Here is a 23,604-nt window from a genome sequence, read left to right on the forward strand (position 1 = left end):
TTTTAAAAAAATTCAAAAAATAAGTTTTATAACGATTAAAAAATCAACAATATAAAGTCAAAATAACGCATTTATAATAAAAATATATTTAAAATTTTATGAAATCCATAGTTAGATCTATACCATTAATTTTATTGTTATTCTTACAAATAGAAGGTTTTTCACAGGTAAAAAATATTGGAATTCCAGATATAAAAAATTATAAGAGATCTGAATACAAAGGTGGAACTCAAAACTGGAGTATTGATCAGGATAAAAATGGCAATATCTACTTTGCTAACAACAGCGGTTTGATTCAATTTGACGGTTCAAACTGGCATAAATACTCCTTACCCAACAAATCGGAGATTAGAAGCTTAAAAATTGATGCTTTAGGAAGAATATTTGTTGGCGGAAATAACGAATTTGGATATTTTAAGTATGACGAAAAGGGAATTTTAAAATACTATTCCCTTTACAATCTTTTAAGCCCAATAGACAAAGAAAACATTAATTTAATCTGGAGAATTCACATTTTTAATGGAGAGGTTATCTTTCAATCATTCAGCAAGGTCTTTTTTCTAAAAAATGAAAAAGTTACAACGCTAACCGCTCCTCACAAATTTCAATTTTCATTTTTGGTTAACAATCGCCTTTATTTTCAGGATAAAACATTAGGAGTATTAGAATACAAAAACAGAAAACTTACAGCTATAAAAGGCACTACTGTTTTTAATGATAAAGAAATATGGTCACTTTTTCCATTGTCCAACAATAAATTATTGTATGCAACTTTAGAAAAAGGTCTTTTTGTTTCAGAAAACGGAGTTATCAAACCTTGGGCAACAGAGGCTAATGAATTCATTAAGAAAAACACTTCGCTGGGGGGATCAATTATCAAAAATAAGTTTATAATACTCAATTCGGTATTAGACGGAGCCATTATCTGTGATTTAAACGGAAAAATAATCCAGCATTTAAACCGTCAAAAAGGTATTCAAAACAACACCATTTTAGCTTCCTTTGTCGACAATAAAAGCAATATCTGGCTTGGTTTAGATAACGGAATCACTTTTATAAATGAAAATTCGCCTTTTTCATATTTTGATTACAGTTACAATATAGGGACAGTATACGCCTCTACCACTTACAACGGAAATCTTTATGTTGCAACAAATCAAGGGCTATTTTATCACCCTTGGGGAAGCTCTTTTAAAGACAGTCCATTTACGAGAGTTGAAGGAACGATTTCTCAAGTTTGGAACATTCAAGTCTTAAATAATGTATTAATATGCGCCAGTAACAGTGGGGCATTAATTATTGAAAACAACAGAGTATCAAAAATACTGGACAATAAAGGATATTTCGGATTTAAAAAAATACCCGACCACGAAAATTACATAATTGGTGAAAGCTATAACGGATTTTCAGTTTTTAAACGATCATCTTCAGGATATGATTATCTGCATCAGGTAAAAGGTTTTGATGAAACGACTAATAATTTTTCTGTAGAAATAGACGCTAATTACTTATGGCTAAAGAAAAATCCTTTCTTATATCAGGTAAAATTATCTGAAGATTTGCAAAGATTTGATTTTATCAAAAAACACGTCAACATATCTGAAAAATACAAAGGGATAAACAGTCTTCAAAACATTAATGGGAAAGTTTATTTTCAAGTAAAAAATCATTTTTACAGATATTCTGTAGAACAGGAAGCTTTTTTTGAAGATAAAAAAATAACAAACTTATTTAACGGAATCCCAACCATAAACACCTTAATCGAAGATCCGACAGGAAATTTATGGTATGCTTTTAACGAATCTCTTGGCGTATTAGTAAAAAACAAAAACGGGACTTTTACCAAAAAACAGGCAATATTCTCGAACTTGACCGGAAATTTGGTGAACAATTATATCTCAGTTAACGCGATAGATCCTCAAAACATTTTTATAGGATTAACAGATCGTTTGGCGCATTACAACTCGACCATTCCAAATACTTTTATGACAAAGCCAAAAGCTTTTATTGAAAGCTTTACAAATCCTGGAGACACTATTTTAACGGGAAATCTGGCCAATAAATTAGATTCATACAGCATACCATACAAATACAATCGTGTAAAATTTACTTTTGCATCGCCAACTTACGAAAATCAGGATAATGTAATGTATTCCTATAAATTGGAGCCTTTTGAAGAAAATTGGCGCGGATGGTCGTCTACAGCCATAAAAGAATACACCAATTTGAGGGAAGGCAATTATGTAATGAAATTAAAGGCCCGAAACAGCTATGGCATCGAATCGAATATTACTGAAGTTGAATTCACCGTATCGCCGCCATGGTACAGACACTTTTTGGCTTATTTGTTTTATTTGATGCTCATATTACTTGGCGCTTATTTAATTTCAGTTAGAATTAAGCTGAAGATCAGAAAAAACAGGTATTATGAAACCATCGAACAAAGAAGATTATATCTGGAGAAAGAATCTAAAATCAGACATGAACAGCATGATTTGGAAAAAGAAATTGAAAAACTGAAAAACGACAAACTTCAGATTAAAATCTTAGCAAAAGATAAAGAGCTAGTAAACAACTCATTGCAGGTTGTTAAAAAGAATAAAGTCTTAAATGGAATTATTCATAAATTGAAAGATATTGATACCGCAATATTGGATGAAACCACTAAATCTGAGTTTAGCAAATTGCATAAAAGTATTGTAAAAGAAGTAAATACCGATAAAAGTTGGAAAGACTTAGAAAAACACATTAAAAACGTGCATTTTGAGTTTTTAAAGCGCTTAAAAGGGCAATATCCGACAATATCTCCTCGAGAATTAGATTTATCGACTTATCTATTAATGAATATGTCGACAAAGGAAATCGCCGAAATCATGAATATCTCAACAGGTGGAGTGGAATTGGCCCGTTACCGTTTGAGAAAGAAACTAGGGCTAAACAAAAAAGAAAACCTAATAGGTTTTCTAATGAGCATTTAAAAACAAAAGCCATTCGACGCGTCGAATGGCTTTTGTTCTTTTTAAAAAATATAATCTAAAGTTCGCTCTAAGGCCATGCCTCGCGAACCTTTTATCAATATCATATTAGAATCAAATTGGAACGTTTTTAAGAACGATGCAAATTCATCAAAGGTTTCGAAAAACTTTACATTTTCATTTGACACAAGATTTGCATAAAATGATTTTCCAATTAAGAAACACAATGCCTGATCTTGAGCTACCAAAGAATTGACAATAACTTTGTGTTCATGTACACTTTCGTCTCCTAGTTCGAACATATCTCCAAGAATCATAATTTTATTTTTCTTTTCCAATTGCAGAAAATTGGTAATCGCTACCGCCATACTGCTCGGATTGGCATTGTAAGCATCTAAAATGATTTCATTAGAACCTTTTTGCATCATTTGAGATCTATTGTTTGCCGGAATATAATTCTCAATACCGCTCTTTATATCGCTTTCTTTTACCTCAAAATATTTTCCAATTGCCACAGCCGCATTTATGTTATTAGCGTTGTAAAGTCCAATTAAATGCGATTCAATTGCAAAATCATTATAATTAATAGCAACAAAAGGGTTGGCTGTAATATTCTGGATATTTAAATCTGCACTTTCTTTTTTCACTCCGAAAGTAAATGATTTAATTCCTTTTGATTTCTCAATCTGGATAGGATCTTCCAAATTTACGAAAACAGTTTTCTGGTTTGCAGCAAGATATTTGTACATCTCACTCTTACCAGCAATGACACCTTCAACGCCACCGAAACCTTCTAAATGTGCTTTTCCAAAATTGGTTATATACCCAAAATCTGGCTGTGCAATTTCACACAAAAATTCGATTTCTTTCTGGTGATTCGCTCCCATTTCAACAATTCCGATTTCTGTTTCTTTTGTAAAAGAAAGCAATGTCAAAGGCACGCCAATATGGTTATTTAAATTGCCAATTGTAGCTTTTGTTTTAAACTTTTTTGACAGCACAACGTTGATTAATTCTTTTGTTGTCGTTTTTCCGTTACTGCCCGTCAAAGCAACGATTGGAAGAGCCAAATAACTGCGATGAAACTTTGCCAATTTCTGAAGCGTTTGCAGACTGTTTTCTACCAGAATAGTCCTTTCATCAATAAAATAAGATTCATTGTCAATAACGACAAATAAAGCCCCTAAATCCAGCGCTTCTTTAGCAAATGTATTAGCATCAAAATTCTCTCCTTTAATAGCAAAAAACATCGAATTCTTTTCGATTTTTCTTGTATCTATAGAAAGAGAACTACACTGTAAAAACAAGTTATGAATGTCTTGAATATTCATTTATAAAAATTATTTACATTAAAAATAAGCAATAAAAAAATTCCAAATTCCAAAAGCTGAGTAATTCAGTTGGAATTTGGAATTTTTTTTATTGAATTTCTAGAATTTAGTTTCTAGGAGATTTTCTTTTTTCTGCTTTAGAACCTACTCTAGACATTGCACATCTGAAACCAATGTAATCAGTTGCCATATCTTGAGGGAAGTATCTTCTTTGAGCTGGATCTAACCAATAAGCTCTATCTCTCCAAGAACCTCCTTTGTAAACTCTTACTTTATCGTCGATTAAAGTTGTACGTTTACTAGAGTTATCATACTTTCTGATCATTTTTCCTAAACTATCAGTAGTGATGTTGTGCTTAGGAGAATTGTACATAGCTTGATCTGCTTTTGATCCTGATTCAGAATCTCCGAAGTCAAAATATCTTGAAGATTGTTTATCACCATCTCTGTAGTTGATATTGTCGCTTGTACTGAAATTTGTTCTTAAATATGTTTCTTGTTCGTCAACTGGCACTTGAGCAATTTCTCCTGGAAGGTTTCTTGCAATAACTTTACCGTTACTTAAAGTATCATATTTAATATTAGCAGCCGTTACAATTTCTAATTTACCATCTTTACCAATTTTGTTTTTAGCATATTGGTTACCTCTGTAGTAGTTGAAATCATTTGCTTCGTTATCGATAATAGGTCTGTAAACGTCAGCTACCCATTCTGCAACGTTTCCTGCCATATCATAAAGACCGAAATCGTTTGGTGCATAACTTTTTACTTCATTCGTAATATCAGCTCCGTCATCTGACCAACCTGCAATTCCACCGTAATCACCGTTTCCTTGTTTAAAGTTAGCCAATTGGTCACCTTTATTTTTACGTTTGTTAGAACGTGTATAATCTCCAGACCAAGGGTATTTCTTTTGTCCTTTGTAGATATTGTATTCTCTTTGTCCAACATCAGCTGCAGCTGCATATTCCCATTCAGCTTCAGTAGGAAGTCTGTATTCTGGTAAAATAACACCAGAAGAACGTTGAGCATAAACGTTTTTCTCTTCAGGAACTACACCGTCTTTACCAGCTCTAGGTTTTCTTCCGTTAGGGTTTTTCTTTAATACCAATTCTTCGTTTCCACCATAAGTAGTAGATGGAGAAGCAACATAAGCTTCAGTATTAAATAAACTTTCAGCGCTTACATCATTAGTTTTAGCACCTTTTTTAAGATATCCATTTTTTTCTAAAACAGCCTCGTTTACACGGTCTGTTCTCCATTTGCTAAATTCAACTGCTTGAATCCAGTTAACACCAACTACAGGATAGTTAGCATAAGATGGGTGTCTTAAATAGTTATTAGTCATCGTTTCGTTGTAACCTAAACGATTTCTCCATACTAAGGTATCAGGAGATGCTCCTTCGTAAATATTCTTGTAATTTTCTTCTGTCGGTGGAAAAACTTTCTTTAACCACTCTAGGTATTCTAAGTACATACCGTTCGTAACTTCGGTTTCATCCATATAGAATGATTGAACGTGTTGTTGAGTTGGTGTGTTATTCCAATCGTGCATAACATCATCCTGTACTTTACCCATAGTAAACGTACCTCCTTCAACAAAAACCAAACCAGGACCAGCCTGTTGTTTTTTTCCTGCATTTCTGGCAGCAGTTCCATTCTGACTATCTACATCCCAGCCAGTAGCTCTAGAAGCGTGAGAGGAACTCGATTTTTTGCTACAACTAGCCGTGCCCAACATCAATACCATTGACATCATTAACTGCAAGACTACAATTTTGTTTACTTTCATACTCATTCTTAGGTGATAAATTTAGGTGCTGCAATATAATAATTAACATTTAATTGGCAACATCTGTTCTAATAATTTTATTTAGCTGTTTTTTCCAGAAAATAACCTTTAGTTACGAACGCAAAAATATACTTTTTATTATTTACTGTAACATGAAATACTATATTTTTACTTACTAATTATTTTTTAAGTAAATTTCGCTTTTTAAACCTATGAAACAAGTAATAATTATCTCTCTTTTTCTAATTCCAATTCTTTCGTTTTCCCAGATAAATGGGGCTATAACGATAGATTGGCAGAATAAAAAAGAGGTAAATTTTGGCGAAAATAAAATCACAATTCCATACTTCTCAGGAAGCAGTTTTCGCTTCGACACTACAAAAAAAAGCATAACATTCCTCCAAAATTTGAACCAACAGAACGTCTCAAGTGGCAGCTCTGTGCAAATCAGCAATATCATTTACGAGTCAATCACTAGAGCAGATTTAGGAGATTTAACACTTGAAAACATCTCAGAAAAACCAAATGAGGCTGTAATTATCACCAACGCAAGAGATATAAAGTATACTTTTCTTTCGTTGTCTCCAATAATTAAAGAAGGAAACAGCTACAAACGCATAAAATCTTTTTCTTACTTTATCAGTAATGCAACTGCGCGATCTGCAAGCACTTCTTCCTTTCAAAAATCAGCAGCCATTTCAAATTCTGTTTTAGCGTCAGGAGAATGGTATCGATTTTACATCCAGAAATCAGGTGTTTACAGAATAGATCGATCTTTTTTACAAAGTTTAGGATTCGATCCTTCTAAAACTGATCCGAGAAGAATAAAGATATACGGAAATGGCGGAAGAATGCTTCCTTTGGCCAATAACACTTATTATCCTGATGATTTAACTGAAAATGCGATACAAATCTCAGGCGAAAATGATGGTGTTTTCAATAATGAAGATTACATTCTTTTTTATGCTGAAGGAACCGATACTTGGAATTCAGAAAGCCAGACCAACATAAACTTATACGACACCAAGTCCTATTATTATATAACTGCTTCTGGCGGTGACGGAAAGAGAATTCAAAACTTAAACCAGCCTACAGGAATTAGCACTTTGGAGCTAAACACGTTTGATGACTATCAATATCATGAAATTGACCAAACCAACATTGCGCACCTTGGCCGCCAATGGGTCGGCGAAGCATTTGATATTAATCAGGAACAGGAATTCTCATTTAGTTTCCCAAATCTTGACGCCACGGTTCCAGTAAAAATAGAAGTAAGCGCCGCATCGGCATCTTTAACCACTACTTCTTTTGCAATAGCAGCAAACGGGCAAAATACGGGGTCTATAAATTTTTCGCCTTTAATAGCCAATTCCGACACTAAATATACTACAGGTAAATTACCATCAAATGCACAATTTACCGGAACAGACAATATCAAAATAAAACTTACTTATAATAATAATGGTGTTCCTGGATCAAAAGGCTATTTAGATTACATTAATCTGACTGCCAAACGAAAGCTTTTAGGAACAGGCAAACAATTTCATTTTCAATACAACGCTGCCGGTTCTACAGCAGGAATCGTCAATTACACATTTGGAAATGCTTCGGCAATATCTCAAATTTGGGACGTTACAGACCTATATAATGTATCTAAAATAAAAAATGCAAATCAGGCTTCTTTTAGCTTTAAAGCCAATTTAGGAGAAATCAGAAAATATATAGCCATTGATCCTTCTGACTATTATGTTCCTTTAAAAGAAAATCAGTCGAAAATTGCGAATCAGAATTTAAAAGGAACGCTTTTTAGAAATAATCAAAATGCTTTTCAAGATATAGATTATATCATCGTAACTCCAAAATCTTTAGTATCACAAGCTGAAAGATTAGCGAGTTTCCATAGAACAAACTCCAATTTAAACACAAAAGTTATTGCTTTAGAAAATATCTATCAGGAATTTTCTTCTGGCAAACAAGATATTGCAGCTATTAGAAATTGCATTAAATATATTTATGACAATGCTTCTTCTTCAGAAAGAAGAGTCCGTTATGTCAACTTATTTGGAGACGCTTCGTTTGATTATAAAGACCGAATTTCAAATAACACGAACATTGTACCTATATATCAATCTCTAATAAGTAATACGGTTGGCGAAGCTTCATTTCCTTCTGATGACTTTTATGGATTAATGGACGCTAACGAAGGCGTAATTATTCCGTCTCTTGCCGGAATTGATATCGCGATAGGAAGAATGCTCGTTTCAGACAACGCGCAAGCGCAGGAAATGGTCAGCAAAGTTTTAGAATATTACGATACCAAATCTTATGGAAATTGGAGAAACAATATGGTCTTAATTAGTGATGATTCAGACAAAGCGGGCGATCAGACTTTACAGGCCAATCAAAATGCGCTTGCAGATCAAATTGCAACTGAAAAACCTTTTTTTAATATTGATAAAATATTTTTAGACGCTTACACACAAGAAGCTTCAGCGGGCGGATCACGCTACCCGAAAGCAAGAACAGACTTTTTTAATGCTTTTGAAAAAGGTGCTTTAATATTCAATTATTTAGGACATGGCGGTGAAGACGGATTAGCAAGCGAAAGAATTTGGGAGAAATCAGACGGACAAAACCTTACCAACCAATACAAATATCCTTTATTTATTACGATTACTTGTGAATTCTCCCGTTTTGATGATCCTACAAGACCAACTGCGGGCGAATATGTTTTCTGGAATCCGAAAGGAGGCGCTATTTCGATGCTGACTACCGTTCGTGAAATTGGGCAGACTAATGCTGAAGACTTCAATAAAACGCTCAGCAAAAACCTTCTTTCTTATGGTTCCAATCAATACAATACGATTGCAGAATCTTTAAGAATATCCAAAAACGAAAATCCAAGTTCTGCCAGCAATGTGGTTTTTTATATAGGAGATCCTGCTTTAATGCTTGCCATTGCAAAACCGCGAATTAATTTAACGAAAGTAAACGATATTGTGATTTCGCAAGCAATTCCTGACTTAAAATCGTTATCTAAAATTAAAATTTCTGGAGAAATCACAGACGAAAACAATACGCTTTTAAGCAATTATAATGGAGAATTAGCCACCGCTATTTTCGATAAATTAATTACAAATACGACTTTAAACAACGATGGTTTTAGCCCTCCAATGCAATTTAAAACTCTTGGAGAAACCATTTTTAGAGGAAACGCCTCCGTTACTAACGGTCAATTTGAATTTAGTTTTGTCGTACCAAGAGATATTAGAATTCCTGTTGACAATGGTCGAATTAGTTTTTATTCGAAGAAAAATGAATCTTTAGAAAATCAAACAGGCTACAATAACGTCATTAAAATTGGAGGAATTAACGAAAATGCACCTCAGGACAATATAAGTCCAAAAGTGAAGTTATATATGAACGATGAAACTTTTGTATCGGGAGGAATCACAAATGAATCGCCTTTTCTTTTGGCTTTTTTAGAAGATGAAAACGGAATTAATACAGCAAGCGGAATCGGACATGATATTGTCGCTATTTTGGACGGAGACGTAAGCAATCCTTATATTTTGAATGATTATTATCAGACAAAATTGGACGATTACACCAACGGAAATTTACGTTTTCCATTCAGAAATTTAGCTCCTGGACTACATACCATAAGTTTTACCGCTTGGGATGTTTACAACAATCCCGTTACGAGCGAAATTCAATTTACAGTTGTAGGAGACGATTCCTTGACATTATCGCACGTTCTTAATTATCCAAATCCTTTTTCTACTTATACACAATTTTGGTTTTCGCACAACAGACCGTACGAGCCATTAGATGTTCAGGTACAGGTAATGACCATTACAGGTAAAGTTGTCTGGACAAAAAACCAAACCGTTACAACAGAAGGATTTTTATCACGAGAAATAACATGGGACGGAAGAGACGATTTTGGTGATAGAATTGGAAAAGGAGTGTATATTTACAAACTGACTGTAAAATCGAATTTAACAAATAAAAAAGCAGAAAAATACGAAAAGCTTGTCATCCTATAATATTATATATATTTGCACCACCAAAACACAAGTCCCATAAATGAAAAAACTATCACTTTTATTAATTTGTATTTTTAGCATTTACAATTCAAAGGCACAGGAATCAAGACCTATTGTTACTGGAGTACCTTTTTTATTAGTCGCTGCTGATGCTAGAGCAGCAGGTTTGGCAGACCAAGGTGTCGCCACTTCTGCAGACGTTTTCTCACAACAATGGAACCCTGCGAAATATGCATTTTCTGAAGATGCGCAAGGTCTTTCTATCAGTTACACTCCTTATTTAACAGATCTTGCCAATGATATTTCATTAGGCCAGATTACGTATTACAACAAAATCAACGAAAAAAGTGCTTTTGCAGGAAGTTTTCGTTATTTTGGTTTTGGAGGAATTGAATTAAGATACACAGGAGATCCGAATGAAGCTGTAAGAGAAGTAAATCCGAATGAGTTTGCCTTAGACGGATCTTATTCTCTAAAATTAAGCGAGAAATTCTCGATGGCCGTTGCTGGACGTTTTATCAATTCAAATCTAAAGGTTGCTTCAGAAGAAGTTGATGCTACTTCTGCAAGTTCTTTTGCTGTTGATGTGGCCGCTTTTTACCAATCTGAAGAAATCGCTTACCAAGATTTCAATGGTAGATGGAGAGCTGGTGTCAACCTTCAGAACCTTGGACCAAAAATCAGTTATGATAATGACGATGTAAGTTCAAACTTCTTGCCTGCTAATTTAAGATTAGGGGGAGGATTTGATTTTATCTTTGACGATTATAACAAACTTACTTTAAGCGCAGAGCTTACTAAACTTTTAGTTCCAACCCCTCCAGGAATCGGAACACCTGTTGATGCAAATGGCGATGGAGATTTTGATGATCCAGAAGATATTTCTCAGCAAGAAGCTACTGAGATTGGCTACAGAAACTACAATGACATTGGATGGTTCGAAGGCGTTTTCAAATCTTTTGGAGATGCTCCAGGAGGTTTCAGTGAAGAAATTAAGGAGGTTACCTATAGCGTTGCGGCAGAATATATGTATCAAGATGCTTTTACAATGCGTTTGGGTTATTACCACGAAAGTCCAGAAAAAGGCGCTAAACAATTTTTCTCTTTAGGAGCAGGATTTAAGTACAACATCATGAAAATTGATGTTTCGTACTTATTCTCAGCATCTAAAATAAAAAATCCTTTAGAAAATACACTTCGTTTCTCTTTAACGTTTAACTTTGGAGACAAATACGAAACTTATTAAAGAGAAAAAATCAAAATAAAATAATTCAATCCAAATTCCTGCATTTTAGGAATTTGGATTTTTTTTCCCTTAAAAACAGATGAAAGAAATCAATATAACCTCTTCATTTACAATATTTGATAATTTAAATGAACTTCCAGCCAATATTCAAGATTTAATGAATCAGGCTGTCGAAATTAGAAAAAAAGCTTACGCACCCTATTCTAAGTTTAAAGTGGGCGCCGCTTTGCTTTTAGACAACGGAAAAGTTATCGTAGGTTCTAATCAAGAAAATGCCGCTTATCCGTCAGGACTTTGTGCCGAAAGAACAGCCATTTTTTATGCCGGAAGCAGCTATCCTGAAGCAAAAATCTTAAAAATGGCCATTACAGCAGCTTCAGACACCAACCAAACTACTGCTCCTATTCCACCGTGTGGATCTTGCCGACAATCAATAGCAGAATACGAGATAAAACAAGATACCCCTATAGAAATCTATTTTATGGGCGAAATAGGTGAAGTTTATAAATCAGCATCCCTAAAAAATTTACTCCCATTAATGTTTGATAAAAAGTTCTTGTAAAAAAAAGCCAAAAAGTAGCGTTTAAATTTTAGTTCTTAAATGTAATGTCTTATTTTTGCATCCCGACCTTTCGGGCGCAAATTTGTGGGAGGAAACTATTTTGCGTTACAGGCACAATAATCGATAACACAAACAACTTTAGCAAAAGAAAGAATTCAGATGAAAGAAGTTACAAAAGAGGTATATTTAAAGTGGTATGAAGACATGCTACTTTGGAGAAAGTTTGAAGACAAACTTGCAGCGTTATACATCCAACAAAAAGTTAGAGGTTTTCTACACTTATATAATGGTCAGGAAGCTGTATTAGCAGGTGCTCTGCACGCTATGGATTTGACCAAAGATAAAATGATTACTGCTTACAGAAACCACGTTCAGCCAATTGGTATGGGAGTTGATCCTAGAAACGTAATGGCAGAACTTTTAGGAAAAGCAACAGGAACTTCTAAAGGTATGGGAGGTTCTATGCACATTTTCTCTAAAGAACACGGTTTTTACGGAGGACACGGTATCGTAGGTGCTCAAATTCCTGTAGGAGCTGGTATTGCTTTCGCAGATAAATATTTCAACACTGGCGGTGTTACCATGACTTACTTTGGTGATGGAGCTGCTAGACAAGGTTCTTTACACGAAGCTTTCAACATGGCTATGTTATGGAAACTTCCAGTTGTATTTATCGTTGAGAACAACGGTTATGCAATGGGAACTTCTGTAGAAAGAACTGCAAACCACACTGACATCTGGAAATTAGGTTTAGGTTACGAAATGCCTTGCGGACCTGTAGACGGAATGAATCCTGTAAAAGTTGCTGAAGCAATGCACGAAGCTATCGAAAGAGCACGTCGCGGAGACGGACCAACTTTCCTTGAAATGAAAACGTACCGTTACAGAGGACACTCTATGTCTGATGCACAATTATACCGTTCTAAAGAAGAGGTTGAAGAATACAAAAAAATTGACCCAATTACTCAAGTTTTAGACGTAATCTTAGATCAAAAATATGCTACTGAAGCAGAAATTGAAGTAATTGACCAAAGAGTTAAAGATTTAGTAGAAGAATGTCAAAAATTCGCTGAAGAATCTCCATACCCAGATTTACAACAATTATACGACGTAGTATACGCACAAGAAGACTATCCATTTACACCTCATAAATTATAAGAATTATGGCAATTAAAGTAACAATGCCTCGTTTGAGCGATACAATGACGGAAGGAACGGTAGCGACTTGGCTTAAAAAAGTAGGCGATAAAGTAAGCGAAGGCGATATCTTAGCAGAAATTGAAACAGACAAAGCAACAATGGAGTTCGAATCTTTTAACGAAGGAACTCTTTTACATATCGGAATTCAGGCTGGAGAAACTGCTCCAGTTGATTCATTATTAGCCATCATTGGTAACGAAGGAGAAGATATTTCTGCTCTTTTAGCTGGTGGTGATGCTCCTGCTGCCGAAGCTCCAAAAGCGGATGCTCCTGCTGCTGAAGCTAAAACAGAAACTGCTGCTCCTGCAAAAGCGGCAACTGAATTACCAAAAGGAGTTATAGTAGTAACTATGCCTCGTTTGAGTGATACAATGACAGAAGGAACCGTAGCAACTTGGTTGAAAAAAGTTGGCGATACTGTTGCTGAAGGCGATATCTTAGCAGAAATTGAAACAGACAAAGCTACTATGGAGTTTGAGTCTTTCAATGCTGGTACATTATTATACATCGGTATTCAAGAAGGAAACACTGCTCCTGTTGACAGCTTATTAGCTATCATCGGACCTGCAGGAACTGACATTTCTGGAATTGCTGACAATTTCTCTGCCGGAGGTGCTGCACCTGCAAGTGCTCCTGCTTCTGAAGAAACAAAAGCTGCTCCTGCTGCTGAAAAAGCGCCAGAAGCTGCTGAAACTTCAAACGGAAGAATTTTAGCTTCTCCATTAGCTAAAAAAATTGCTTCTGACAAAGGAATTCAATTATCTCAAGTTAAAGGTTCTGGAGAAAACGGACGTATCGTAAAAAGCGATATCGAAAACTTTACTCCATCTACGCAAGCTGCACCTGCATCTAACGCTTCTGCACCTGCTGCAAAAGCGGAAGAAAAAGCTGCTGCTCCAAAAGTATTTGTTCCTGCTGGAGAAGTTTACACAGAAGAGATCAAAAACTCTCAGATGCGTAAAATTATTGCAAAACGTCTTTCTGAGTCATTATTCACTGCTCCTCACTACAACTTAGTAATCGAGGTAAGCATGGACGATGCAATGCAAGCTAGAGCTGCTATCAACAGCATTCCTGATACAAAAGTATCTTTCAACGATATGGTAATCAAAGCTTGTGCTTTAGCATTAAAAAAACACCCAAAAATTAACTCTACTTGGAAAGAAGATGCTATCATCATCAACCACCACGTAAACATTGGTGTTGCTGTTGCTGTTGAAGACGGATTAGTAGTTCCTGTATTGAAATTTACAGATGCTATGAGTTTATCTCAAATTGGCGGAAGCGTAAGAGATCTTGCTGGAAGAGCGAAAAACAAAAAATTAGGACCACAAGAAATGGAAGGAAGCACATTTACAGTTTCTAACCTTGGTATGTTTGGTATTACTGAATTTAATTCAATCATTAATCAGCCAAACTCTGCAATTCTTTCTGTAGGTGCAATTGTTGAGAAACCTGTTGTTAAAAACGGTCAGATCGTAGTTGGAAACACAATGATGTTATCATTAGCTTGTGACCACAGAACTATCGACGGTGCAACTGGAGCTCAGTTCTTACAAACATTAAAACAATACATCGAAAGCCCAGTTACAATGTTGGCGTAATCGTTGTTAATTTTATATTTAAATCCCGTCCCGAAGTTTTTCGGGACGGGATTTTTTGTTTAATTTTCATCCTCAAATTCAAAACCTCATAAAATGAAGAAACTAATTCTTTTCGCTTTATTTCTGACAGCAATCGCCTGCCAGAAAAAAGACAAAACAGAAAATACAGCAGCTGTTGTAGATGAACACAGCTATTCTAAACCAGAACTTGCTGTTGTAAAACATCTTGATTTGGACATCAAAGTGGATTTTGACACACAGACGATTTCAGGAAAAGCATCTTGGACGATTGACAACAAAAGCAAAGGAAACGAAATTATCTTTGACGAAAATACTTTAGAAATTACTAAAGTAACTTTAGGCGATGACGAAAAAGAAACAAAATTTGAGCTTGGAAAAGACACTGAATTTCACGGAAAACCACTTCATATTACGATTGAACCCAATACAACCAAAGTAAACATTTACTACAACACTACTAAAGATGCTGTAGCATTGCAGTGGCTAAAACCAGAGCAAACGGCAGACAAAAAGAAACCATTTTTATTCTCTCAAGGAGAAAGCGTTTGGTCTAGAACTTGGATTCCGTGTCAGGATTCACCAGGAATTCGTTTTACTTACAACGCAAAAGTTACAGTTCCTAAAGATTTATTGGCTGTGATGAGTGCTGTAAATCCTCAGACGAAAAATGATACTGGAGTTTATACTTTCAAACAAGACAAAGCGATTCCGTCTTACTTAATGGCAATTGCAGTTGGAGATATCGAGTTTCAAGCGATTGACAAAAGAACTGGAGTTTATGCAGAACCTTCAATGCTAAAAAAATCAGCTTACGAATTTGCCGAGCTTGGAAAAATGGTCGATGCTGCTGAAAAACTTTACGGCCCATACCGTTGGGGACGTTACGATGTTTTGGTTCTACCGCCAAGTTTTCCTTATGGCGGAATGGAAAATCCAAACTTGACTTTCTTAACTCCTGGCGTAATTGCTGGAGATCGTTCGCTAACAAGCTTATTGGCACACGAATTAGGCCACAGCTGGAGCGGAAACCTAGTTACCAATGCAACTTGGGATGATATTTGGCTAAACGAAGGTTTTACCACTTACGTTGAACATCGAATTGGAGAAGCAATTTTCGGCAAGAAAGAATTTGAAATGCAAAACGTTATCACAAATAAAGAATTAACAGATAATGTTGCAGAATATGGCGAAACCAATCCAGATACAAGATTAAAAGTTAGTCTTACGAACAGAAATCCAGATGACGGAATCAGCCAGATTCCTTATGTGAAAGGTTATGCGTTTTTAAGAGTTATTGAAAATGCTGTGGGACGCGAGAAATTTGATCCGTTTATTAAGAATTATTTTGATTCGCATGCATTCCAGTCGATCACAACTGAAGATTTTGTGAAGTATTTGAATGAAAATCTTATTAAAGGCGATAAAGCATTGGAAGATAAAATTAAATTGGAAGACTGGATTTACAAACCAGGAATTCCGTCAAACATACTTCCTGTTAGTTCTGCCGATTTTGATGCTATTGATGCCATTCAAAAAAGCTGGAGAGAAACTGGAGTAGCAGGTTTGAGCAAAAAAATCACTACAACCGCAGAAAAACAACATTTTATAGACCATTTGCCAGCTGACATTACAGCAAAAGAAATGGAAGCTATTAACAAAGAATTCAACTTTACAAAAGGCGGAAATTTCATTATCAAACGACAATGGTTTGTTCAGGCATTGCGTCATCAATACAAAGCTGCTTATCCTGCAATCGAACAATTTTTGATCGGAATCAGCAGAACTGGCTCTGTAATGATGCTTTACAAAGAAATGGTTAAAACTCCTGAAGGAAAGGTTTGGGCGAAACAGGTTTTTGAAAAAGCAAAATCTGGTTATCATGCTACGACTATTCAGGCTGTTGAAGGGGTTTTGAAATAATTTTTCTTAAATATAATTTTAAAAGAGGCTTTTTGCCTCTTTTTTTATGCCTAATATTTGTCATCCCGAGGAACGAGGGATCTCCGCGAGAAACTCCACAATCAGAATCGACAATCTTTGTAGAGCTACTTGCGAAGATCCCTCGTTCCTCGGGATGACAAACTAGACAAAAAAAACTTGACTAAAGATGACAAAACAAACGAAATAAGTTCTTATGAAAATGAATCCTCTAGCCCAGATTGAAGTGGAAAGCCCGGAGCTCGAAAGCCTGATTTTTCTTGCCAGAAAACAGCGACCAACGGAAGCTCGTTTTATGGTTTAGAAAAATCAGGCTTTTGAGTGAGGACTTGAAACGGAAAGCTGGATTAGCTCCTGAAAATAAAGCAAGGGAAAATTGTCCATCACATAGCGTAAATCCTCCATGCTCTAAAATCTGTAATCGTCGCACCTTTGTAATGTCAAAAGACAATAACAAATTATAACAATTAAAATTTAAATAAAATGACACGATTAACAGCATTAAACCCAGAAGAAGTAACAGGAAAAACTAAAGATTTATTCAACGCTGTACAAGCTAAATTAGGTGTTGTTCCAAATATGATGAGAACAATGGGGAATTCTCCAGCAGTTTTGGAAGGCTATTTAGGATTAAGCGGCGCTTTGAGCCACGGAAAATTAAGCGCTAAAACAGGTGAATTAATTGCTTTGGCAGTTTCAGAAAGCAACTCTTGTGATTACTGTTTAGCAGCTCACACTTTTATCGGTGAAAAATTGGTAAAAGCTGATCCAGCAGTTCTACACGCTGCAAGAACAGGAAATTCTACAGATGCTAAAACAGAGGCGATTTTGCAATTGGCTAAAACCTTAATCAGCAAAAACGGTTTGGTAAATGACGAAGATGTAAACAAAGCTAAAAATGCAGGCGTATCTGATGCTGAAATTGCCGAAACTGTGGCACATACAGCTTTGAATGTTTTGACCAACTACTTCAACAATCTTGCAAATACTGAAATTGACTTTCCAACAGTATAAGGCAATCTTTCAATAACAAAAAACAATGTATAAAGATAGCTATGAGTTTATTTCATAGCTATCTTTATATTTCCAAAAATGAATAGATTATGAGTTCACAGAATGTTTTCACTTTAATAAATCCGCAAAATGGGAATTTGGCTTTCAAGATTCTTCCTTTTGACGACAACAGCCATTTTGATTATTTACAGCGAAATAATTATTATTCTCTAATTTGGGTTACGAAAGGAAAAGGCAAAGTAAAAGCCGATTTTGCAGAACATCATTTTGAAGAAAACTCACTTCTCGCCTTTTCTCCATACCAGCCGTTTATGCTTTGCGTGAATGAACCAATTGAGGGAATTGCAATTCATTTTCATCCTGATTTTTACTGTATTCACATGCATCAAAAAGAAGTTTCGTGCAATGGAGTTTTATTCAACAACATTTATCAGCCACCTTATGTAAAAGTGACAGAGCAAGCTGCTTTAACTTTTAATATAGTTATTGAGCAGATGAAATCTGAGATTCAAAATGCAGAATTAGCGCAATATGAATTGCTTATTTCGTATTTAAAGATTTTTTTAATTACAGCTTCTCGATTAAAAACTGAGCAATTGGAAGAAATGAAATCGATTCCGGATACGAAAGAGCCTTTTATACTTCAAAATCTAAAGGACGCGATCGAACTGAATTTCAAAACCAAACATTCTGCCGCAAATTATGCCGATTTATTAAATATTTCTCCAAAAGCATTGGCGAAATTGGCCAAGAATTATTTCAATAAAACGCTAACTGATTTAATTTCGGAAAGAATTATTATTGAAGCCAAAAGAGAATTGTATCTAACCAATAAAACTGTAAAAGAGATTGCTTACGAATTGGGCTATGATGACGAGCATTACTTCAGTCGTTTCTTTAAAACCAATGCCGATGTTTCTCCGCAAATCTATCGTGAAACGGTTGGTTTTGGAAAAATGGACGCTTAACTTTTATTCTTAGCTTCTATCCATTTAGACATGTACATGGTGCTTTTGTAGGCATGATGTTGCAACAGATTTCCCATAAAATTATGAAGACGATGGTTTTCTGAATCTATTGAAAGTGAATTTACTAATGAAACCAATTGCTCAGAATAACTGCTTTTTTGATAGCATTTATTAATGATTTCGATTCCGTTTTTTTGAGACTGCTTCCAAAGATTTTCATCTTGATAAAGCTGAATCGCTTTTTTAGCAAATTCTGCCGGATTATCTTCAATAAAACCATTCCAAGACAACTCGGCATGCATCGCTTCTGAACCAATAGAAGTTGTGACACTTGGCGTTCCGCATTGCATAGCTTCTAATAATTTGCCTTTTAAGCCCGCTCCAAAGCGAATTGGCGCCAAAACAATTCTAGATTTCTTCACAATTTCATCAGCATCTTCTGCCCTTCCCATAATATAAAAACCATTTTTAGGCTGATGCAATTGCAGTACTTTTTGCGAAGGATAAGCTCCGTAAACTTCCAAAATGGCTTCAGGAAAATCTTTTTTTATGAAAGGCCAAATCGCTTCTTTTAAATATTGAACCGTATTCCAATTCGGTTCATGAAGAAAATTCCCAATGAAAACAAAATTCTTGCGATTTTCTAAAGAAGGTAGCTGCAGAAGGTTCTCTTCCTTCATTTCGTCAACCAAAAACGGAAGATAGAAAAGTAAGTCTTCGTTAATTTTGAAAACATCTTTTAAAATATTCATTTCAAAATCAGAAATAATCAGAGACAAATCGCATCTTAAAATACTGGCAATTTCTCGTTTTGCCACTTCTTCAGATAGCAAGTCGATTAATTCAAAAGCTCTATTTTCTTTGAAGGCTTTTTGCCTTGCGGTTCTTAAACAATGCAAATCTTCGGTATCTAAAATTCGGATTGCTTTTGGACATTTTTCAATCACACGCCATCCAAATTGTTCTTCAATCATAAAACGATCAAACAAGACAACATCTGGATTCAATTCTGAAACAAAATCATCAAAAGAAGAAGAATTGAGTTCGATATTTTTTTTCGAAACTCCAAATTCAGACAAATCCACCATAAAATCACTGTCCTGCGCGGCGCTGGCAAAAGTAATTTCGAATCCGTTTGCTGCGAAAATCGAAATCAATTGCATCATTCTACCGCCTGCTGCAGAAGACTTTGGCTCTGGCCAGACAAAGCCAATAATTAAAAGTTTTTTGGACTGTTCCATTTTAATTGGTTTCATTTTACAAAATAATACATTTTTGAACGTTTTTGCACCATTTTTCCTGACTTTCGGTTGTAAAAAAACACTAATTTTGCAAAACTAAATTCTTAGAAATTATGTTGGGATTAAAATTAGCTACAGACCCTCGCTGGGTAAATATCGTCGAGTCGAATATCGAGGAAATTTTAACTGATCACGCATGGTGCGAACAAAAAGCAGCTTCAAACGCCATTAGCATCGTGACGTATAATTCTGAAATAGAGGAATTAGTAACTGAAATGCTGGAAATTGCCAGAGAAGAACTGGAACATTTTCAGATGGTTCACAACATAATCAAACAGCGCGGACTTACTCTAGGACGCGAAAGAAAAGATCATTATGTAAATGAACTTTTTAAATTCATGAAAAAAGACGGAAGCCGCAGAGACGCGCTTTGCGATAGATTATTGTTTTCTGCCATGATCGAAGCTCGAAGCTGCGAGCGTTTTAAAGTGCTTTCTGAAAATATTAAAGATGAAGAATTGGCCAAATTCTATCGTGATTTAATGATTTCTGAAGCGGGTCATTACACCACTTTTTTAGGATTTGCCAGAAAATACCAAGACAACATTGACATCGACAAACGCTGGAAGGAATGGATCGAATATGAAGGTTCTATTATTACCAATTATGGTAAAAATGAAACTGTTCACGGATAATTTGAGCTCTTTTTTTGACTTTATCTTACATTTAAATACCACAATTCGCTATGCAGAAGAGTAAATCCAGATCAATCGTTTTTAAAATTGCGAAGTATTTCGGAATAACTTTCGCGGTTATTTTAGGATTATTATTTTTAACGCCTATCGTATTTGAGGATCAAATTAAAGAACAAATAAAGAAAACAGCCAACGAAAGGTTGAGCGCAGAATTGAACTATTCTGATGTTTCGGTTTCATTCTTTCGCCATTTTCCTTCTCTGACTTTAACTTTAGATGACTTAAGCCTCAATGGATCGGCTCCGTACACAAACGAAAAATTCATTACTGCAAAAGAGGTTTCTTTTGGGATAAATGTAGCGAGTCTTATTTTTAGCAAGTCGGTAAAAATCGATCAGATTTATTTATCGGATTCTTTTATAAATGTAAAAGTGAATCCGAATGGTGAAGCCAATTATAACATCTATAAATCTCAGGAACAAGCTTCTAAAGCTAAAGACAGTTCTGACACGGCTTTAAAATTGGAGCGAATTGAGATTTTGAACAGTAAGATTATTTACGACGACAAATCTACAAAAGTCCATTTCGACGCTTACGGATTTAACTATTTAGGAAAAGGAGATTTAAACAAAGCTGTTTTTGATTTGTATTCTAAAGCTAAAATCGAAAAATTAAATATCGTTTACGAAGACGAACCGTATTTAATGAACAAAAAGATTGACGCGGATTTGATTACAAAAGTCAACATCAACTCGCTTTCTTTCTTTTTCCAGCAAAACAACCTGAAAATCAATCAGCTATTAGTAGATTTCAAAGGAAAATTTGACATTTTAAAAGACGGCTACAATATGGATTTTGTCATTAAATCTGACAATAGCAAACTCTACGATGTATTCACCGCTTTTCCTCCAAAATACATTACCTGGCTTTCTAAAACAGAATTGCAAGGAAATACAAGTTTTCTACTGATTTTAAAAGGAAAATATATTACCTCAGAAAATATCGCTCCAGATTTGGATCTGGATGTTAAAATAAATGATGGGTTTGTCAATTATAACAAAAGCGCATTTCCTGTTTCTAACTTAAATTTAGACATTAAATCAACTGTTCCGTCATTAAATCCGGATTTAGTTATTGTTGATGCTAAAAATCTGTCTTTAAACATTAATCAGGATTATTTAAAATCTAAGTTTTTGGTTAAAGGAATCAATACACCCGATATTAATGCCGATTTTAAAGCTAAAATTGATCTTGAAAAATTAACTAAAGCGCTTGGAATTCCTGATATTGAATTAAAAGGAAATTTAGTTGGCGATGTAAAAGCAAACGGAGTATTTGACCAGAAAAACAAACGTTTTCCTGTGACAAACGGAACTATTAATTTGGATAATGGATATTTAAAAACACCTTATTACCCAAATCCAATTACAAACATTACGATTAAATCGAAAATCGAAAACCAAAAAGGAACTTTCGAAGATTTGAAAGTAAACTTACATCCGACGCAATTTACTTTTGAAGGAAAACCAGTATTTGTTCAAGCCGATTTAAGCAATTTTGATGATTTAAATTATGATGTAAAAGCCAAAGGAGAATTGGATGTGAGCAGAATTTATAAAGTTTTCTCTCAAAAAGGTCTTGATCTGGATGGTTTTGTAAAAGCTGATTTATCTTTAAAAGGCAAACAAAGCGATGCTGAAAAAGGAAATTACAGCAGATTAAACAATAAAGGAACGCTTGAACTAAGAAACATCGGAATTGCTTCTGAATACCTCCCAAAGAAATTCATTATTAAAGAAGGAATATTCAAAATCAATCAGGATAAAATGTCGTTCAATAATTTCTTGGCGGCTTATGGCCAGTCCGATTTTAAAATGAATGGTTATTTACAAAATGTTTTTAATTATGTGAGCACCAATACAGGCGTTTTAAAAGGTTCTTTTAAAGTGACTTCGCGATATATCAATGTTGATGAATTCATGTCAAAGGTAGATCCAAATGCATCTGTAAAACAGACTTCTGCTAAAGAAACAAAACAATCTGAAAATGCACAAACTGGAGTAATTATTATTCCAAGCAATCTAAATTTACAATTAATTGCAAATGCTCAAAAAGTAAATTTTGATAAATTAAACCTTCAAAATGCAACCGGGCATTTAACAATGAAAAATGGTAAATTGACGATGCAGAATACTGGTTTCAATTTAATTGGATGCCAAGTGTCTATGAATGCCAATTATCAAGCCGTAACGCCACAAAAAGCCAACTTTGATTATGCTATAAAAGCCACCGATTTTGACATCAAAAAAGCGTACAATGAGATCGAAGTTTTCAGAAAAATGGCAAGCGCTGCAGAAAAAGCACAAGGAATTGTTTCTCTAGATTATCAATTAAAAGGCCGATTAAACAAAAACATGGATCCTGTTTATCCTTCGCTTTCAGGCGGTGGAACGCTTTCTGTAAAAGATGTAAAAGTTCGTGGTTTAAAAATGTTTAATGCGGTAAGCAAACAGACGAATTCGGAGTCGATGAAAAATCCGGATCTTTCGAAAGTAGACATTAAAACCACCGTTAAAAACAATATTATAACTGTAGAGCGCTTTAAATTTAAGTTTGCAGGCTTCAGACCAAGAATTGAAGGAACATCAAGTCTAGACGGCAGACTGAACTTAAAAATGCGTCTCGGATTACCTCCTTTCGGTATTTTCGGAATTCCATTAACTGTTACAGGAACGCAGGATAATCCTAAAGTTAAAGTGGGAAGAAAAACGGAAGATTTGGAAGAAACTAAGGATACTGAAGAATAAAATTGGAAAATTCCAAATTCCAAATTCCAAATTCTAAATTCTAAATAAATAACAATATACTCCAACCTTTTCAAAGTTTAAAACTTTGACAAAGGTTTTTTTTTAGACCATTATATTCACACTCTTTGTCATTGCGAGGAACGAAGCAACCACACTACAAT

14 protein-coding genes are annotated in these 23,604 nt (G+C 34.9%); 11 read left to right on the top strand and 3 right to left on the bottom strand.

All coding sequences use genetic code 11. The features are described from left to right. The first annotated feature begins 98 nt into the window (after nucleotides 1-98). Nucleotides 99-2,978: a helix-turn-helix and ligand-binding sensor domain-containing protein gene (locus tag ACWA1F_RS00515; RefSeq protein ID WP_456890761.1), complete on the top strand. Its 2,880-nt coding sequence runs from the start codon at nucleotides 99-101 to the stop codon at nucleotides 2,976-2,978. 41 nt (nucleotides 2,979-3,019) lie between these two features. Here the strand turns inward: ACWA1F_RS00515 and ACWA1F_RS00520 are convergent, their stop codons facing one another. Further along, on the bottom strand, nucleotides 3,020-4,306 hold the full coding sequence (locus ACWA1F_RS00520; protein ID WP_456890763.1) for a UDP-N-acetylmuramoyl-tripeptide--D-alanyl-D-alanine ligase: 1,287 nt from the start codon (nucleotides 4,304-4,306) through the stop codon (nucleotides 3,020-3,022). A gap of 106 nt (nucleotides 4,307-4,412) precedes the next feature. Beyond that, complete coding sequence (gene gldJ, locus ACWA1F_RS00525) at nucleotides 4,413-6,098, bottom strand: gliding motility lipoprotein GldJ (RefSeq protein ID WP_306155935.1); 1,686 nt, start codon at nucleotides 6,096-6,098, stop codon at nucleotides 4,413-4,415. 212 nt (nucleotides 6,099-6,310) lie between these two features. Between gldJ and porU the strand changes: the two genes are divergently transcribed. The 8 genes from porU to ACWA1F_RS00565 all read left to right on the top strand — a co-directional run bounded on the left by porU (nucleotide 6,311) and on the right by ACWA1F_RS00565 (nucleotide 18,700). Then, nucleotides 6,311-10,147: a type IX secretion system sortase PorU gene (porU, locus tag ACWA1F_RS00530; protein ID WP_456890765.1), complete on the top strand. Its 3,837-nt coding sequence runs from the start codon at nucleotides 6,311-6,313 to the stop codon at nucleotides 10,145-10,147. 40 nt (nucleotides 10,148-10,187) lie between these two features. After that, nucleotides 10,188-11,393, top strand: a complete 1,206-nt coding sequence (gene porV / locus ACWA1F_RS00535; RefSeq protein ID WP_456890766.1) for a type IX secretion system outer membrane channel protein PorV — start codon at nucleotides 10,188-10,190, stop codon at nucleotides 11,391-11,393. A 79-nt stretch (nucleotides 11,394-11,472) separates the two neighbouring features. Further along, on the top strand, nucleotides 11,473-11,955 hold the full coding sequence (gene cdd / locus ACWA1F_RS00540) for a cytidine deaminase (RefSeq protein ID WP_456890768.1): 483 nt from the start codon (nucleotides 11,473-11,475) through the stop codon (nucleotides 11,953-11,955). A gap of 159 nt (nucleotides 11,956-12,114) precedes the next feature. Next, nucleotides 12,115-13,113, top strand: a complete 999-nt coding sequence (gene pdhA / locus ACWA1F_RS00545; RefSeq protein ID WP_306155854.1) for a pyruvate dehydrogenase (acetyl-transferring) E1 component subunit alpha — start codon at nucleotides 12,115-12,117, stop codon at nucleotides 13,111-13,113. A gap of 5 nt (nucleotides 13,114-13,118) precedes the next feature. Beyond that, a complete protein-coding gene (locus ACWA1F_RS00550) occupies nucleotides 13,119-14,759 on the top strand; it encodes a dihydrolipoamide acetyltransferase family protein (RefSeq protein WP_456890769.1) in 1,641 nt (546 codons plus the stop codon). A gap of 93 nt (nucleotides 14,760-14,852) precedes the next feature. Continuing rightward, the gene (locus ACWA1F_RS00555) at nucleotides 14,853-16,700 is read left to right on the top strand and encodes a hydrolase/aminopeptidase (protein ID WP_456890771.1); all 1,848 of its coding nucleotides are present in this window, start codon (nucleotides 14,853-14,855) and stop codon (nucleotides 16,698-16,700) included. 501 nt (nucleotides 16,701-17,201) lie between these two features. Next, nucleotides 17,202-17,732 carry a carboxymuconolactone decarboxylase family protein gene (locus tag ACWA1F_RS00560; RefSeq protein WP_125722183.1) on the top strand — a complete coding sequence of 177 codons (531 nt, stop codon included), beginning with the start codon at nucleotides 17,202-17,204 and terminating at the stop codon, nucleotides 17,730-17,732. Between the two features lie 89 nt (nucleotides 17,733-17,821). Beyond that, on the top strand, nucleotides 17,822-18,700 hold the full coding sequence (locus tag ACWA1F_RS00565; protein WP_456890772.1) for a helix-turn-helix domain-containing protein: 879 nt from the start codon (nucleotides 17,822-17,824) through the stop codon (nucleotides 18,698-18,700). Here ACWA1F_RS00565 and ACWA1F_RS00570 read toward each other — a convergent pair. After that, nucleotides 18,697-19,941 (bottom strand): glycosyltransferase, encoded by a 1,245-nt coding sequence (locus ACWA1F_RS00570; RefSeq protein ID WP_456891808.1) that lies wholly within the window; start codon nucleotides 19,939-19,941, stop codon nucleotides 18,697-18,699. The genes ACWA1F_RS00565 and ACWA1F_RS00570 overlap by 4 nt on opposite strands. A gap of 113 nt (nucleotides 19,942-20,054) precedes the next feature. Between ACWA1F_RS00570 and ACWA1F_RS00575 the strand changes: the two genes are divergently transcribed. Both ACWA1F_RS00575 and ACWA1F_RS00580 read left to right on the top strand, forming a co-directional pair. Continuing rightward, nucleotides 20,055-20,636 carry a MiaE family protein gene (locus ACWA1F_RS00575; RefSeq protein ID WP_132990767.1) on the top strand — a complete coding sequence of 194 codons (582 nt, stop codon included), beginning with the start codon at nucleotides 20,055-20,057 and terminating at the stop codon, nucleotides 20,634-20,636. A gap of 50 nt (nucleotides 20,637-20,686) precedes the next feature. Further along, a complete protein-coding gene (locus ACWA1F_RS00580) occupies nucleotides 20,687-23,443 on the top strand; it encodes a hypothetical protein (RefSeq protein ID WP_456890773.1) in 2,757 nt (918 codons plus the stop codon). Nucleotides 23,444-23,604: the final 161 nt, after the last annotated feature.

Source organism: Flavobacterium erigeronis (assembly GCF_054075165.1).

What these genes read in the sequence shown, in the direction of transcription:
- gldJ (WP_306155935.1), bottom strand. Translation starts at nt 6,098, where the DNA reads ATGAAAGTAAACAAAATTGTAGTCTTGCAGTTAATGATGTCAATGGTA.
- porV (WP_456890766.1), top strand. Translation starts at nt 10,188, where the DNA reads ATGAAAAAACTATCACTTTTATTAATTTGTATTTTTAGCATTTACAAT.
- ACWA1F_RS00560 (WP_125722183.1), top strand. Translation starts at nt 17,202, where the DNA reads ATGACACGATTAACAGCATTAAACCCAGAAGAAGTAACAGGAAAAACT.
- ACWA1F_RS00550 (WP_456890769.1), top strand. Translation starts at nt 13,119, where the DNA reads ATGGCAATTAAAGTAACAATGCCTCGTTTGAGCGATACAATGACGGAA.
- ACWA1F_RS00565 (WP_456890772.1), top strand. Translation starts at nt 17,822, where the DNA reads ATGAGTTCACAGAATGTTTTCACTTTAATAAATCCGCAAAATGGGAAT.
- ACWA1F_RS00515 (WP_456890761.1), top strand. Translation starts at nt 99, where the DNA reads ATGAAATCCATAGTTAGATCTATACCATTAATTTTATTGTTATTCTTA.
- ACWA1F_RS00555 (WP_456890771.1), top strand. Translation starts at nt 14,853, where the DNA reads ATGAAGAAACTAATTCTTTTCGCTTTATTTCTGACAGCAATCGCCTGC.
- ACWA1F_RS00520 (WP_456890763.1), bottom strand. Translation starts at nt 4,306, where the DNA reads ATGAATATTCAAGACATTCATAACTTGTTTTTACAGTGTAGTTCTCTT.
- cdd (WP_456890768.1), top strand. Translation starts at nt 11,473, where the DNA reads ATGAAAGAAATCAATATAACCTCTTCATTTACAATATTTGATAATTTA.
- ACWA1F_RS00580 (WP_456890773.1), top strand. Translation starts at nt 20,687, where the DNA reads ATGCAGAAGAGTAAATCCAGATCAATCGTTTTTAAAATTGCGAAGTAT.
- pdhA (WP_306155854.1), top strand. Translation starts at nt 12,115, where the DNA reads ATGAAAGAAGTTACAAAAGAGGTATATTTAAAGTGGTATGAAGACATG.
- porU (WP_456890765.1), top strand. Translation starts at nt 6,311, where the DNA reads ATGAAACAAGTAATAATTATCTCTCTTTTTCTAATTCCAATTCTTTCG.
- ACWA1F_RS00570 (WP_456891808.1), bottom strand. Translation starts at nt 19,941, where the DNA reads ATGGAACAGTCCAAAAAACTTTTAATTATTGGCTTTGTCTGGCCAGAG.
- ACWA1F_RS00575 (WP_132990767.1), top strand. Translation starts at nt 20,055, where the DNA reads ATGTTGGGATTAAAATTAGCTACAGACCCTCGCTGGGTAAATATCGTC.